The organism is Mesorhizobium sp. B3-1-9 (assembly GCF_006439595.1).
GTDB lineage: Bacteria > Pseudomonadota > Alphaproteobacteria > Rhizobiales > Rhizobiaceae > Mesorhizobium.
Genome location: NZ_VFTJ01000001.1, coordinates 45,336 through 59,828, shown reverse-complemented (window position 1 = coordinate 59,828; position 14,493 = coordinate 45,336). Strand labels below are relative to the sequence as shown.

At 63.7% G+C, this 14,493-nt stretch carries 15 protein-coding genes; 11 read left to right on the top strand and 4 right to left on the bottom strand.

The window, feature by feature from the left end; all coding sequences use genetic code 11:
• Positions 1-48 precede the first annotated feature (48 nt).
• From FJW07_RS00260 to ugpC, 5 genes are all read left to right on the top strand, one after another.
• On the top strand, positions 49-1,404 hold the full coding sequence (locus FJW07_RS00260) for an ABC transporter substrate-binding protein (protein WP_140853690.1): 1,356 nt from the start codon (positions 49-51) through the stop codon (positions 1,402-1,404).
• A 166-nt stretch (positions 1,405-1,570) separates the two neighbouring features.
• On the top strand, positions 1,571-2,584 hold the full coding sequence (locus FJW07_RS00255; RefSeq protein WP_140647153.1) for a sugar ABC transporter permease: 1,014 nt from the start codon (positions 1,571-1,573) through the stop codon (positions 2,582-2,584).
• A 1-nt stretch (position 2,585) separates the two neighbouring features.
• Positions 2,586-3,740 (top strand): carbohydrate ABC transporter permease, encoded by a 1,155-nt coding sequence (locus FJW07_RS00250; RefSeq protein ID WP_140650738.1) that lies wholly within the window; start codon positions 2,586-2,588, stop codon positions 3,738-3,740.
• A 4-nt stretch (positions 3,741-3,744) separates the two neighbouring features.
• Positions 3,745-5,409, top strand: a complete 1,665-nt coding sequence (locus FJW07_RS00245; protein WP_140702209.1) for an alpha-glucosidase — start codon at positions 3,745-3,747, stop codon at positions 5,407-5,409.
• 33 nt (positions 5,410-5,442) lie between these two features.
• On the top strand, positions 5,443-6,555 hold the full coding sequence (ugpC, locus tag FJW07_RS00240) for a sn-glycerol-3-phosphate ABC transporter ATP-binding protein UgpC (protein WP_140853688.1): 1,113 nt from the start codon (positions 5,443-5,445) through the stop codon (positions 6,553-6,555).
• A gap of 94 nt (positions 6,556-6,649) precedes the next feature.
• On the opposite strand, the gene FJW07_RS00235 is transcribed toward ugpC, so the two are convergent.
• Positions 6,650-6,883, bottom strand: a complete 234-nt coding sequence (locus FJW07_RS00235) for a DUF680 domain-containing protein (RefSeq protein WP_140853686.1) — start codon at positions 6,881-6,883, stop codon at positions 6,650-6,652.
• 70 nt (positions 6,884-6,953) lie between these two features.
• Positions 6,954-7,160 carry a DUF680 domain-containing protein gene (locus tag FJW07_RS00230; RefSeq protein WP_140650748.1) on the bottom strand — a complete coding sequence of 69 codons (207 nt, stop codon included), beginning with the start codon at positions 7,158-7,160 and terminating at the stop codon, positions 6,954-6,956.
• A gap of 534 nt (positions 7,161-7,694) precedes the next feature.
• Between FJW07_RS00230 and FJW07_RS00225 the strand changes: the two genes are divergently transcribed.
• The 6 genes from FJW07_RS00225 to FJW07_RS00200 are packed head-to-tail and all read left to right on the top strand — an operon-like array spanning position 7,695 to position 12,986.
• Positions 7,695-8,204 (top strand): PqqD family protein, encoded by a 510-nt coding sequence (locus FJW07_RS00225; protein ID WP_246680617.1) that lies wholly within the window; start codon positions 7,695-7,697, stop codon positions 8,202-8,204.
• Positions 8,205-8,240: 36 nt separating this feature from the next.
• Entirely contained in the window at positions 8,241-9,317 is a 1,077-nt protein-coding gene (locus FJW07_RS00220; protein ID WP_140853684.1) for a serine kinase, read from the top strand.
• The gene (locus FJW07_RS00215; RefSeq protein ID WP_181182524.1) at positions 9,286-10,038 is read left to right on the top strand and encodes a glycosyltransferase family A protein; all 753 of its coding nucleotides are present in this window, start codon (positions 9,286-9,288) and stop codon (positions 10,036-10,038) included. Before FJW07_RS00220 ends, FJW07_RS00215 begins: the two co-directional genes overlap by 32 nt.
• Before the next feature lie 46 nt (positions 10,039-10,084).
• Positions 10,085-10,837, top strand: coding sequence for a glycosyltransferase family A protein (locus FJW07_RS00210; protein WP_140853682.1), 753 nt, complete (start codon positions 10,085-10,087; stop codon positions 10,835-10,837).
• Positions 10,837-11,514, top strand: a complete 678-nt coding sequence (locus FJW07_RS00205; protein ID WP_140853680.1) for a glycosyltransferase family A protein — start codon at positions 10,837-10,839, stop codon at positions 11,512-11,514. Before FJW07_RS00210 ends, FJW07_RS00205 begins: the two co-directional genes overlap by 1 nt.
• Positions 11,514-12,986 carry a nucleotidyltransferase family protein gene (locus FJW07_RS00200; RefSeq protein WP_140853678.1) on the top strand — a complete coding sequence of 491 codons (1,473 nt, stop codon included), beginning with the start codon at positions 11,514-11,516 and terminating at the stop codon, positions 12,984-12,986. Before FJW07_RS00205 ends, FJW07_RS00200 begins: the two co-directional genes overlap by 1 nt.
• 13 nt (positions 12,987-12,999) lie before the next feature.
• On the opposite strand, the gene FJW07_RS00195 is transcribed toward FJW07_RS00200, so the two are convergent.
• Both FJW07_RS00195 and FJW07_RS00190 read right to left on the bottom strand, forming a co-directional pair.
• On the bottom strand, positions 13,000-13,746 hold the full coding sequence (locus FJW07_RS00195) for a ferredoxin reductase (RefSeq protein ID WP_140853676.1): 747 nt from the start codon (positions 13,744-13,746) through the stop codon (positions 13,000-13,002).
• A gap of 23 nt (positions 13,747-13,769) precedes the next feature.
• On the bottom strand, positions 13,770-14,381 hold the full coding sequence (locus tag FJW07_RS00190) for a molybdopterin-dependent oxidoreductase (RefSeq protein ID WP_140831968.1): 612 nt from the start codon (positions 14,379-14,381) through the stop codon (positions 13,770-13,772).
• Positions 14,382-14,493: the final 112 nt, after the last annotated feature.

Sequence of the window (14,493 nt, the reverse complement as noted above, 5' to 3'; positions counted from 1 at the left end):
GACGAAATGGAGGTTTCGTCCTGTTTGTGACCACTGGGAGGACTTGCGATGAAGAAAATGCTTCTCTTGGGTGCGGCGTTCGCGGCACTCACCCTCAGCCTGCCGGCGCAAGCCGAACTGAAGTTCAAGCCGGGCGAGGATCCGAAGTTTCACTGGGCGAACTACGACGACCTCAAAAAGGTCGATCTCAAGGGCGAGACGCTGACGATCTTCGGGCCGTGGCGCGGCGAGGACGAGACGCTTGTGCGTTCGGTCCTCGACTATTTCGCCGAGGCCACCGGCGCGGAGGTGAAATATTCCTCGTCCGAGAACTATGAGCAGCAGATCGTCATCGACACCCAGGCCGGCAGCCCGCCCAACATCGCCGTCCTGCCGCAGCCCGGCCTCATACAGGATCTTGCTTCCAAGGGCGTGCTGACCCCGCTGGGCGACGACGTCGCCGCCTGGATCAAGGAAAACTACGCCGCCGGCGACTCCTGGGCCAAGCTCGGCACCTATAATGGCAAGGACGGCAAGCCCGGCTTCTACGCCTTCCCCTACAAGATCGACGTGAAGGGGCTGGTCTGGTACTCGCCCGACAATTTCGACGAGGCCGGCTACAAGGTGCCGAAAACCCAGGAAGAACTCGCCGACCTCGAAAAGAAGATCATCGCCGACGGCGGCAAGCCCTGGTGCATCGGGCTCGGTTCCGGCGGCGCCACCGGCTGGCCGGCGACCGACTGGGTCGAGGACATCATGCTGAGAACCCAGCCGCCGGAAGTCTACGACAAGTGGGTGAAGAACGAGATCCCGTTCACCGACCCGGCCGTGGTCAACGCCATCGACATCTTCGGCAAGATCGCCACCGACGACAAGATGGTGGACGGCGGCGCCAAGGCGGTCGCGGCGACCGACTTCCGCGACAGCCCGAAGGGCCTCTTCACCGTGCCGCCCAAGTGCTACATGCACCACCAGGCATCGTTCATCCCCTCCTTCTTCCCGGAAAATGTGAAGCTCGGCCAGGACGCGGACTTCTTCCCCTACCCGCCTTACGCCTCCAAGCCGGAACTGGGCACGCCGCTGGAAGTGGCCGGCACGCTGGTGATGATCACCAAGGATTCGAAGGCCTCGCGCGAGTTCATCAAATTCCTCGAGATGCCGCTCGCGCATGAATTGTGGATGGCGCAGAAGAGCTTCGTCACCCCCTTCAAGGCAGCCAACAAGGATGCCTATGGCAGCGACGCGCTGAAGAAGCAGGGCGAGATCCTGGTCGGCGCCACGACTGTCCGCTTCGACGGGTCCGACCTGATGCCCGGCAAGGTCGGCGCGGGCTCGTTCTGGACCGGCATGATCGACCTGGTTGGCGGCAAGTCCGCGCAGGACGTCGCCGCCGACATCCAGAAAAGCTGGGATGCCATCAAGTAAGCACCCTGAAATCCTCCTAATCCTCCATCTGGATCCGGGCCACGGCCCGGATCCGACCGGCGGTCAACGCCGGAAGCCTTCGCGTTTCGATTGTTCCGAATAACCGAAAGTCGGCGCATCCGATCGCCAGCCCTGGCTGGCCGGTCATGCGCAGGGAGAGGGACCCATGGCGACTCAGATTTTCTCGGCCATATTCGTCATCATCATCGGCGTCGGCGGCTGTGTCGCCTATTTCTGGGGCGCCAACAAACTGCTCGATCTCGTCTTCCCGTCACGCGGCGTCTCGGGCACCGCCGCCGTCGACAATCTGCGCCGGCAGGGACTGGTGCGGCCCTGGCTGTTCGTCGGCCCGGCGATGATCATCCTTACCATCTATCTGATCTACCCGGTCATCGAGACGCTGAGGCTCTCCTTCCTCGATCGCGGCGGCGAGAATTTCGTCGGCCTCGCCAATTATGAATGGGCGCTCGGCGATCACGATTTCCGCAATTCGATCCTGAACAATGTGCTTTGGCTGGCGGTGGTGCCGGCGGCCTGCACCTTCCTTGGGCTGATCATCGCCGTGCTCACCGACAAGATCTGGTGGGGCACGATCGCCAAGAGCCTGATCTTCCTGCCTCTCGCCATCTCCTTCGTCGGCGCCAGCGTGATCTGGAAGTTCATCTACGAGTATCGCGGCGAGGGCCAGGTGCAGATCGGCCTGCTCAACGCCATCATCCAGTATTTCGGCGGCCAGCCGCAGGTGTGGATATCGCTGCCGTTCTGGAACAATTTCTTCCTGATGATCATCCTGGTCTGGATCCAGACCGGCTTTGCGATGGTCATCCTGTCGTCGGCGCTGCGCGGCATTCCCGAAGAGACGCTGGAAGCGGCCGTGATCGACGGCGCCAACCCGTTCCAGATCTTCTGGAAGATCATGGTGCCGCAAATCTGGGGCACGATCGCAGTGGTGTGGACCACCATCACCATCCTGGTGCTGAAAGTGTTCGACATCGTGCTGACCATGACCAACGGCCAATGGAACAGCCAGGTGCTCGCCAATCTGATGTTCGACTGGATGTTCCGCGGCGGCGGCGATTTCGGCCGCGGCGCGACGATCGCCATCATCATCATGATCGCGGTCATCCCGATCATGGTCTGGAACATCCGCCAGGCCAACAAAGAGACGGGAGGGCACTGAGATGGCCGCCAAGACCGGAAAATCCTTCGCCGGCCGCTTCGGCGTCCACATCGCCGTGCTCGTCTTCGTGGTGATCTGGACCATTCCCACGCTCGGCATTCTCGTCTCGTCGCTGCGCGACAAGGACCAGATCGTCGCCGCCGGCTGGTGGAACTCCTTTGCCAGTTCCAGCCAGAGCGAGGCCGGGCGGCTTCCCGCGGCGTCGGCGCAAACCCAGAAGGACGGCAAATACGTCATCGAGGGCAACATCTTCGGCGACGGGCCCAAGCGTGAGATCAGCGCCTTCGGCGTGAAGTCGTCCGCGCCGACGCAATACAAGGCCGGGACGGTTGCCGAGCTCAATGATGGCGCCACCTTGCAGATGAACGCCGACGGCACGTTTATCCTGTCCTCGGTGAAAGCCTTCGAGGGCGACCGCGGCCAACGCGTCTATTTCGCCTCCTCCGCGCCGCCGAAATTCACCACGGACAACTACGATGCCGTGCTGTTTTCCGAAGGCATCGGCCGCTCGTTCATGAACTCGCTGACGGTGACCATCCCGGCAACGATCATCCCCATCCTCATCGCAGCCTTCGCGGCCTATGCATTGGCCTGGATGCGCTTTCCGGGCCGGGCGCTGCTGATTGCCGTCATCATCGGCCTGCTGGTCGTGCCGCTGCAGATGTCGCTGATCCCGCTGCTCAAGCTCTACAACGGCGTCGGCACCTTCTTCGGCGTGCCATCCAAGACCTATCTCGGCATCTGGCTGGCGCATACCGGCTTCGGCCTGCCCTTCGCCATCTACCTGCTCAGGAGCTACATTGCCGGCCTGCCGCGCGAGATCATGGAATCGGCGCGCATCGACGGCGCCAGCGACTTCGAGATCTTCGTCAAGATCGTGCTGCCGCTGTCCTTCCCGGTGCTTGCCTCCTTCGCCATCTTCCAGTTCCTGTGGGTATGGAACGATCTCCTGGTGGCAATGGTTTTCCTCGGCACGGCGCCCGATCAGATCGTGCTGACGGCCAAGCTCAACGCGCTGCTCGGCTCGCGCGGCGGCAACTGGGAGATCCTGACGACATCGGCGTTCATCACCATCATCGTGCCGCTGATCGTGTTCTTCTCGCTGCAGCGCTATTTCGTCCGCGGGCTGCTTGCCGGCTCGGTGAAAGGAGGTTGAAGACATGCAATCGGCTTTGAAGGCGACTTCGAGACCAGACCCCGCCGTCGACCGCGACTGGTGGCGGGGCGCGGTGATCTACCAGATCTATCCGCGCTCTTACCAGGACTCCAACGACGACGGCATCGGCGACCTGAAGGGCATCGTGCGGCGCCTGCCCTACATCGCTTCGCTCGGCGTCGATGCCATCTGGATCTCGCCCTTCTTCAAATCGCCGATGAAGGATTTCGGCTACGACGTGTCGGATTATTGCGACGTCGACCCGATGTTCGGAACGCTCGCCGATTTCGACGCGCTGGTGACGGAAGCCCATCGGCTGGGCCTCAAGGTGATGATCGACGAGGTGCTGTCGCACACCGCCGACATCCACCCCTGGTTCAAGGAAAGCCGCTCCAGCCGTAACAATCCGAAAGCCGACTGGTATGTATGGGCGGACGCAAAACCCGACGGCACGCCGCCCAACAACTGGCTGTCGATCTTCGGCGGCTCGGCCTGGCAGTGGGACACCAGCCGCCAGCAATATTACATGCACAATTTCCTGGCCGAGCAGCCGGACCTCAACTTCCACAACCGGCAAGTCCAGGACGCGCTGCTCGATATCACCCGCTTCTGGCTGGAGCGCGGCGTCGACGGCTTTCGGCTGGACACGATCAATTTCTACTTCCACAGCCAGGGGCTGGAGGACAATCCGCCGCTGCCGCCGGAACAGCGCAACGACCAGACGGCGCCGGCGGTCAATCCCTACAACTACCAGGACCATCTCTACGACAAGAGCCGACCGGAGAACCTCGGCTTCCTGGAGCGCTTCCGCGCGCTTCTCGACGAATATCCGGCGCAGGCCGCCGTCGGCGAGGTGGGCGACTCCCAGCGCGGCCTGGAAGTGGTCGCCGCCTACACCGCCGACGGCAAGCGCGTGCATATGTGCTATTCCTTCGACTTCCTGGCGCCGGAGAAGATCAGCGCGGCGAAAGTGCGCGCGGTGCTGGAGGCTTTCGGCACGGTCGCCAGCGACGGCTGGTCGTGCTGGGCCTTCTCCAACCATGACGTGATGCGGGTCGCCTCGCGCTGGGCCGCCAACGAGGCGGATCCGCCCGGCTATCTGAAGGTGATCTCGGCGCTTCTGATGTCGCTGCGCGGCTCGGTGTGCATCTATCAAGGCGAAGAGCTCGGCCTTGGCGAAGCGGAGTTGAAGTTCGAAGACCTGCAAGATCCCTACGGCATCCGGTTCTGGCCGGAGTTCAAGGGCCGCGACGGCTGCCGCACGCCGATGGTGTGGGACGCGGCTGCCAAGAATGGCGGTTTCTCGACCGCCAAGCCGTGGCTGCCAGTGCCGGGCAAGCACCTGTCGCAGGCCGTCAACGTGCAACAGGGCGACGCAAGCTCGCTGCTCGAACATTACCGCCGCTTCCTCGCCTTCCGGCGCCAGCATCCGGCACTGGCCAAGGGCGACATCGACTTTATCGAAAGCGATGGCGACACCGTCGCCTTCACGCGCCGCGAGGGCAATGAGCGGATCGTCTGCGCCTTCAACCTCGGCGGCAAGCCCGCCGAGGTCGATCTCGGCCGTGGCTCGCTGCAGCCCTTGCCGGGGCACGGCTTTTCGGGACAGACTGGCACCGGGCCGGTCCGCCTCGGCGGTTATGGCGCCTGGTTCGGGCGTGTCGACTGAACATTGCAACGGAAATCATTGGGAGGAGAAAACATGGCCGATGTCACGCTGAACCAGGTGAAGAAATCATACGGCAACCTCAACATTCTCCATGGCATCGACCTCGACATCAAATCGGGCGAGTTCATCGTTTTCGTCGGGCCGTCGGGTTGCGGCAAATCCACCTTGCTGCGGTCGATCGCCGGCCTCGAGGAGATCACCTCGGGCGAGCTGAAGATCGACGGCGAGGTGGTGAACGACGTGCCGCCGTCGAAGCGGGGCATCGCCATGGTGTTCCAGTCCTATGCGCTCTATCCGCATATGACGGTCTACGACAACATGGCCTTCTCGATGAAGATCGGCAAGGAAAGCAAGGCCGAGATCGACAAGCGCGTGCGCCAGGCGGCGGAGATCCTGCAGCTGACCAAATATCTCGACCGCCTGCCCAAGGCGATGTCGGGCGGCCAGCGCCAGCGCGTCGCCATCGGCCGCGCCATCGTGCGCAACCCGAAGGTGTTCCTGTTCGACGAGCCGCTGTCGAACCTCGACGCCGCGCTTCGCGTCGCCACCCGCATCGAAATCGCCAAGCTCAAGGAATCGATGCCGAACACCACCATGATCTACGTCACGCACGACCAGGTCGAGGCGATGACGCTGGCGGACCGCATCGTGGTGCTGAAGGAAGGTTATATCGAACAGGTCGGCACGCCGATGGAGCTCTACAAGCGTCCGGGCAATTTGTTCGTCGCCCAGTTCATCGGCTCCCCGGCAATGAACATATTGCCGGCAAAGATCGAGAAGGCCGGCAATCCGACCGTGGTCAGCCATGTCGGCGGCCGCAAGGCGACGGTGCCGATCGCGACGCCGGTCTCGGCGAATGGCGCCGCGGTCAGCTTCGGCGTGCGGCCGGAGGATCTCGCGATCGCGACCGGCGCGGACTATCTGTTCGAAGGCAAGGTCGACTATATCGAGCAACTTGGCGAGGTTCAGCTCGTCTATGTCGATATCGGCCGCACCGACCTGCCGCTGGTGGCCAAGCTGCCGGGCAATGTCGAGGTCAAGCGCGGCGAGACCCTGCGGCTCAACGCCAGCGGCGGCGATCTGCACATCTTCGACGCCGACGGCCATTCCTTCACGCTGCATCGCGAGGAAGCAAAGGCTGCCTGACGGTTAGCCGCTCCGGCTGACGCATAGCCATTGCGGAAAAGAAGAACGGCGGGCCAAGGCCCGCCGTTCTTCTTTCGTATATAGTCTAAAGTTGTTAGCGGCCGAAGAGGCTACGGTCGCTGCCCTGAGGGGCCGACTTGTGAACGTCGTTCGACGAGTGCAACAGCTTGTAGACCGTCGAGTCGGTATTGATCGACGACGTGCGCGTGGTGTCGACGGCGGGAGCCGTCTGGCTGGCGCCTACGTTACCGGTATGGCCGCTCTCCGCGGCAAAAGCAGCGCCGGAAACGGCCAACAGGGCGGCCGTGGCAAGAACGATCTTCTTCATTTCAGTGCTCCTGAATCTTGCGATCCGACCGATGCGGCGGGCTAGCCCGCCGCCGGTTCAAGGTCGGTTGTTAGTTGTTGCCGAACAGGTTGTGGTCGGCGCCCGTCGTGGCAGGCTGCTGAGTGGCCGGCGCAGGCTGGTGGACCGAAGCCGTGTAGGAAGAGTCGACCTTGGCGGCCGCCTGATTGGCTTCGTTCGGGTTGTAATGGTCGCTACCAGCGAAGGCGCTGCCAGAAATTGCCAGAAGGGCTGCGGCAGTGAGAACAATCTTTTTCATTTTTACTACTCCAGTATCTTAAGTCAGTCCGTCTAGCGGCGTGTCTTGGGAATGAAATCGCGTCGTTCGGACAACGCTGATTTGGGTGGACCGACTGCCGGATTCCAATCACGAAGTTTTTCCCTCTGGACCATGAATCCGCATCTTGAAGTTTTCATAAGCATGCCTGCGACTTTATTTTTATTGAATAAAATCAATAGCTTATTCCAATTTGGCGGTTGGCTCACCAAATGTATCGGAGCACCGACGTTCACACCATCCTGCACGCACCGTCAACAGAAACGAACCGTTCAGTTCGATTTTAGAATCTCCTAATAGTCACTTTTCGATACTATTAACCATCCTACCCCCGTTCCAAGGGCCGATTCGGCCCCATCGGGCCCGTGTTTCCGACCGAAGGCTAAAAGCGGCGTTCGTGCCGAAAGCGCCGCGGCTGCCCCTTGTCGACGCTCGATATCGAGACTCGAGCCGCGAACTAAACCCAAGATGGTCGAGATGGCGCCGGCACGCCTTGCCTTGCCAAGCAAGGACCGAGTGTTTACAGGCGTTGTCCAGGGGTCAGGCAACGATACGACCGGCGCAGCCGCCGGCTGGAATTGCAGCGGGGTCAACGACATGCCTCTTTCCGACATCTATGCCGTTGCGAGCAAGGACATTGTCTTCGAATCCTTCGACGGCGAGGCTGTCGTGCTCGACCTCTCCAACGGCAAGTATTTCGGCTTCTCCGATTCCGGCAGCAAGGTATGGCAGGCGCTGGCCTCGGGTGTCGGTACCGAGGCGCTGATCCGATCGGCGGCGGGCGCTGCCAGGATCGACGCCGCCGCGCTCGAGTCCTTCATTGGGCAGTTGGTCGAGTTTGGGCTGCTGACGCCTTCCGGCGCGACGCCGCTGCCCTCTTCCGACGATTTGCCGGCGGCGCTGGCGGCGGCGCGCGAGCCGCTCAATGTCAGCGTCCATGACGATCTTGCCGACCTCATCACCGTCGATCCGATCCACGAAGTCGAGGAACCGCTCGGCTGGCCGGCCGTCAAGCAGGTTTCCTGAGCGACCGGCGAGGGCGAGGTCAGGCCGGAACAGACCATGCCACGCGTCACGCTCGAGACCCTGCCGGACTACGCCCGCTTCCTCCTTGCCGCCGCCGAGAGCGGGGCCGGGCAATTCCCGGTCCAGCGGACTGTCCGGCTGCCAGGGCTGGAATTGATCGCGCATCTAGAGCCCGGCGCGCTCGCGGATGCCCTTGGCCAGGCTTTCATCGAAGCCGGCGGCGATCCGCGGGACTCCCGCCAATGCCATGTCTTCATCGGCCATCCAGGCGTCGGCGGCATGCCGGTGCCGGCACGCTGGGGCGATGCGCATTTCACCGAACACGGCTTTGCCCAGAAACTCGCCGAGGCGGGGCTGCGCGGCCATCATTACCACGATCTGGATTTCTGGCAGGTCTGCGATCCCGACCGACGGATTGGCGTCCAGCTGATGCGGTCCCCCGACGCGTTTCCGCCCTGGGAGCAAGGGGCGCCGCTGCGCGCCTTCCTGCATTGGGAATACGCGGCGCGCGGCATGCGCCTTGCTCATGCCGGCACGCTGGGCCTCGATGGCAAGGGCGTGCTGCTGGCCGGCGCCGGGGGCGCGGGAAAATCCGGAACCGTCGTTGCGGGACTGCTCAACGGGCTGGACAGCGTCGGCGACGACTATGTGCTGATCGACCTTTCCGGCGGCGTGACCGCGCGACCGCTGTTTTCGATCCTGAAACAGGATCCGCAGGGTTTCGCCCGACTCGGGCTGGGAAGGCGGCTGGGAACCGACCGACCGCTCAACTGGCAAGGCAAGCATGCCTTTCACATTAACGAGATCGCGCCTCGGCCAGTACGCGCGAGTCTGGACATTTCTGCGTTGATGGTGCCACATGTCAGTGGCGGAAAGACGAGTTCGATCGCACCGATTTCGCGCAAGGATGCGCTCATCGCGCTGGCGCCCTCCGGCATTGCCCAGATGCCCGGGGAGCGGGAAAGCGGGTTTCGCTTCTTCAGCGATCTCACACGCTTGCTGCCATGCTACCGGCTTTACCTCGGGACGCATCCGGAGGAGATCGCCGGCACGATTGCGGATTTCCTTGCGCGGGCGCCCGATGAAGCTGAGCGTGATCATGCCGGTCTATAACCGCGAGCGCTTCGTCGTCCCGGCCCTGCGCTCGCTGCTGCGGCAGCGCGACGCCGTCGACCTCGACATCATCGTGATCGACGACGGCTCGACGGACGGGTCGGCCGAGGCGGTTCGCGCGATGATGGACGAGAACGCCTGCATACGCCTGTTCCAACACGCTCATATGGGTGTTGCCCGAGCCCGTAATGCCGGTCTGCGGCAATTGCCGGCGGACGCCGGCTTCGTGTCCTTCCTCGATTCCGACGATATTTCCCTTCCCGGCCGTTTCGAGGCCGGCCTCGCTCATTTCGAAACGCATCCCGGCCTCGATCTGACCTACTCGCTAATGACGCTGGTCGACCGGATCGACGACGAGACGTTGGAGCCGGCCGCGAACAGCCATATCTTGACGCTTCGCGGGCTCTCGCTATGCACCGCCCTGTTCGGCCGGGCGCTTGTCGATCGTATCGGCTGGTTCGACGAGGAGTTCGAGTTGTCAGAGGACACAGACTATCTGCTGCGCGTCTTCGAAACGGGTCCCCGTTACGAGCTGCTGGACAACGTCGCGATCTACTACCGGCGTCATGCAGGGAACGCGACACGGCAAAATGACGGCAGGCTCCGCGACCATCTGCGGGCGATCCACAAAGCGATGCGGCGGCGCAGGGCGGATCCGTCGCTGCGCGAGGCTCCGGGCATTTTCGAGTATAAGAGCCCACCCAGCTGGCAGGGTATGTGATGGACGCCGGGGGGCTGGACCACACAAGACAGTTCGGGGATCACGGATGAAGCTCTCCGTGATCATGCCGGTTCACAACCGCGAGACTTACGTCGGCGCAGCACTCCGCTCGCTGCTCAGACAGCGCGACGCCGCCGATCTCGATATCGTCGTGATCGACGACGGCTCGACCGACGGTTCGGCTCAAGCCGTGCGCGCGATGATGGACCAAGCATCCTGCATCCGGCTGTTTCAGCAGGAGAACATGGGCGTGACCCGGGCGCGCAACAGCGGACTGAGACAGCTCGAGCCGGAGGCGGAGCTGGTGTCCTTTCTGGATTCCGACGACATCTCGCCAGCCGGGCGCTTCGCCGCCGACATAGAGCTTTTCCGGAAGGATCCCGCTCTCGATCTTACCTATTCCAGGATGATGCTGGTCGACAGGATCGATGACCAAACGCTGGAGCCGGCACAAGACTGCAACAGCATCACCATTCGCGGCATCCATCTGTCGGCCGCGATCTTCTCGCGCCGTTTGGTCGACCGGCTCGGCGATTTCGACGAGGACTTCGTCCAGGCCGAAGATACGGACTTTCTGCTGCGCAGCTTCGAGGTCGGCCCCCGATACCTGCTCCCGGACACGCTGGCGCTTTATTACCGGCGGCATGCCGGCAACATGACGAGGCAGGAAGACGTCCAGGCGCGCGAGTTCATGCGCGCGATCTACAAATCGATGAAGCGCCGCAGGGCCAACCCGTCGCTCAAGCCGATCGAAGGCATTTTCGAACTGAAGAAACTCGCGGACTGGCGGTTCATGTGATGAGCGGATACGGCGTCGTCATTCCGGCCTACAACGCCAGCGCCACGATCGCCGAGACGCTGCGATCAGTGGCGGCGCAGACGACGCGGCCCGAGCTGGTCGTGGTGGTCGACGACGGCTCGACCGATGATATTGCCACTGCTGTCGACGGCATCGACCTGCCGCTCAAGCTTTTCCACCAGGACAATGCCGGGCCGGGCAGCGCGACCACCCGCGGCATCGCCGCGCTGTCGACGCCCTTCATCGCCACGCTCGACGCCGACGACCTTTGGGTGCCCGGAAAGATCGCGGCGCAGCTTGCCCATCTCGAACGGCTTCCCGGGACATCGGGGGTCTTCACCCATATACGCAGTTTTCGCGACGGAGAGCCCGATGCGATGGCCCCGACCGCAACGCCCGGCTGGTCGCGCTCGACGATGCTGATGCGCCGAGCGGCTGCGGAGAGCGTCGGACCGATGATCGACCCGCCGGGCGGCCGTGGCGAGATGATCGACTGGATCGCCCGGGCGCGGGAAAGCGGTTTTGTCCTCGACATGATGCCTGACATCCTGGCGCTGCGACGCATCAGGCCGGGAAGCCTGTCCTACGGGCGCGATACGGCACGCGACCGCGGCTACCTGGAAGTGGCACGGCTGGCCATGCTGCGACGGGCGCAAAGCAAGGCCAGCTCCAGCTGATGGCGAATATCCGTCACATCGGCAAGCGTTTTCCAGACTATGGCTGGTCCTGGCCGACCGGCTCGCTCGACCAATTGCTCAAGGCAGCGCTTCTGCCCGACGAAGAGGCGGCGCGCCTTTGCGCCGAAAGGTGGCTGGACGAGAACGACATCGACCGTGTCTCCTTCCGGGAGCACCGGCTGCTTGCCGCTATTTCCGACAGGTTCGGGCGCAAGCTTGCCGGCCACGCCGCCCATCCGCGCCTCGTCGGCCTGCAGAAGATGCTGTGGACCAAGTCGCGCATGGCCATGCGCGAGGCGGAGCCGGCGTTGAAGGCAATGGTCGATGCCGGCTGCGCGGTTATGCTGATCAAGGGCGCCAGCCGCATCGCGCTCGACGCCGCCGCGCAGCGCGGGCGCGTGGCGCATGACATCGACATACTGGTGCGGCCGGGCGATATGCAGCCGGCTTTCGATGTGCTGCGCGACCGCGGCTGGCAGATCGCCACCGGCGTTTCCCCGCAATATCTGCGCACAAGGCTGGCATCGCTGCGCTCGATGAATTTCTTCAAGGGCAATTACGGCGACATCGACCTGCATCAGCTCGCCTATGATGGCTCGCAGCAGAACGCCGAGGACGACCTCGCGATCTGGCGCCGCGCGATTGCCGCCAGGTTCAGCGACGTCAGCGTGGTCGTCCCCTCGCCCGCCGACCGCATCGCGCTCGCCATCGCGCATGGCGGCCTCGACGCGCATACGCATAGCGACTGGCTGGTCGACTGCACCGTGGCCATCGAAGGCGGCGATGTCGATTGGGCGCTATTCCTCGACGTCATCGCCAGGCGCGGTCTCGCCGTCGCCGCGGCGGTGGCGCTTTCCTACCTTGCGCTGGAGATCGGCATCGCGGTGCCGGAAGCCGTCCTGGCGCAGGTGGTGGGCATGGCCGACCGGCGCGGCGCGGCGCGCCTGTCATCCGTCCTGCAGGCCAAGCCGCGTACCGATTTCGGCGCGCTGACCTGGCTGTCGCGGGGGTTTGCGAAGCAGCTGCGCCTGCGGCGCAAGAAAGGCCGGCTGAAGCAGACCGAGCCGGACATCGTGTGGCGCGGCAAGTCCATGGCGGCGAAGGCAGCCGGCGGGCCTGCTGCATTTGTGCTCTCGCAAACCCTGGATGAGCCGCAGGGGGAAGCCGGCGAGATGATGCTCGATCTCGTCGTGCGCATCGTCGTTCCGCCGGTCAGGCGACGCATCGAAATGGAGGTCAATGCGGGCGACCGGCATGTGGCCCGGCTGCGCTCGATGGCGATCAGCCGTTCCGGCGGGGAGCGGATGCTACGCTTTCGCGGCAAGGTGAAGCTTGACCGGACGGGACGGGCCCTGGTGCTGGAGGCGCGGCCGTCACGGCAGTTTCGCGTCTGGGACAACGAGCAGGCCGTCGCCACCTATGGGGCGCTGCCTTTCCAGCTCGTTTCGGCAAGATTCTCCCGACCCGGCTGAGACGAGGCTCGCCTCAGACGCCATAGCGCTCGGTGCGGATCAACCCCGCCGGAACGCCGGCGCCGATCAGCGCGTCGGCGGCGGCCGATACGAATGCATTCGAGCCGCAGACATAGGCGAGCCTCGGCGTCTTCGGCAGACGCTCGAGGGCCTGCGCCATCATGCGGGCGTCGACACGCCGGGAATAATCGGAGGGCCGCCTGGCCGGCTCGCGGGTCAGCGTCAGCACCAGATCGAATCCGTCGCGACGATCGTCGAGGCCGACCAGCTCGTCACGGAAAATCACCTCGTCCCAGACCCGCGCCGAGAACACCAGCGCGACGGGCACCGCATTGTTGCGCAGCGTGCGATGGCGCAGCATCGCCATCAGCGGCACGACGCCCGAGCCGCCGCCGACCAGAAGGATCGGCCCGCCGTCGCTCTCTTCCCAGATGAAATGGCCGCCCAGCGGCCCGCGCAGCTCGATCTCGTCGCCGACCGCCGCCACGTCGTGGAAGAAGGGCGAGACCTCGCCGTCGTCGAGCCGTTCGATCGCGAGCTCGATGCCGCCACCTGCTTCCGGCGCCGAAGCGATGGAATAGGAGCGGCGCGCCTGATAGCCGTCCGGCGCCGTCAGCCTGATGTCGACATGCTGCCCTGCAAGATGGGCGAAGGGCCGCGACGGCTGGAACCAGAAGCTGGTGACGCGCGGCGTGCGCTTTTCGATGCGGGCGATCGTGGCTGCCTGCCAGGGCGATTGCGGCGACGGCTCGGCGGTCATCGATTGCTGCTCACAGATCGCCCTCACGGGTCACTGGAATAGCGCTGCTCGCGCCAGGGATCGCCATACATGTGATAGCCGCGCAGCTCCCAGAAGCCCGGCTCGTCGCGTTCGGTGAACTGCAGCCCGTTCACCCATTTGGCCGATTTCCAGAAATAGAGATGCGGCACCAGGAGCCGCGCCGGCCCGCCATGATCTGATGTGATCGGCTTGCCCTCATAGAGCAGCGCCACCATCGCCTTGCCGGTGACGAGGTCCTTGGTCGGAACATTGGTGGAATAGCCATCAAAGGACAGCGCCAGCGTATAGGCGGTCGGTGGCTCGATGCCGGCATCGGCGAGGATGTCGTCGATCATCACGCCTTGCCACGGCGTATTGAACTTGGTCCAGGCCGTCACGCAATGGATGTCGCGCGTCATCTTGCTCTGCGGCAGTGCGTTGAATTCGGCCCAGTTCCATTTCTTGATCGGCCGCGGCCCCTGCTTGAGGGTGAAGGACCAGTCCTCGGCGCGCACCCGCGGCGTCGGCCCGGCCGACAGAACTGGGAAACCCTGCTCCAGATACTGGCCGGGCGGAATGCGCGCGTCGGTGTCGGAAGGAGGACGCCGTCCGGAAAAGAAACCACGGGTCACCATAGAGACATCTCCTGCGCCGGCAGAAACAATCGGCGCAGTGTTCTCGAAGATATCGCCATGGGCAACAGGAATCTCGGCGACCTGCCGGTTTCCGGCAGGCCACCATGCGTTC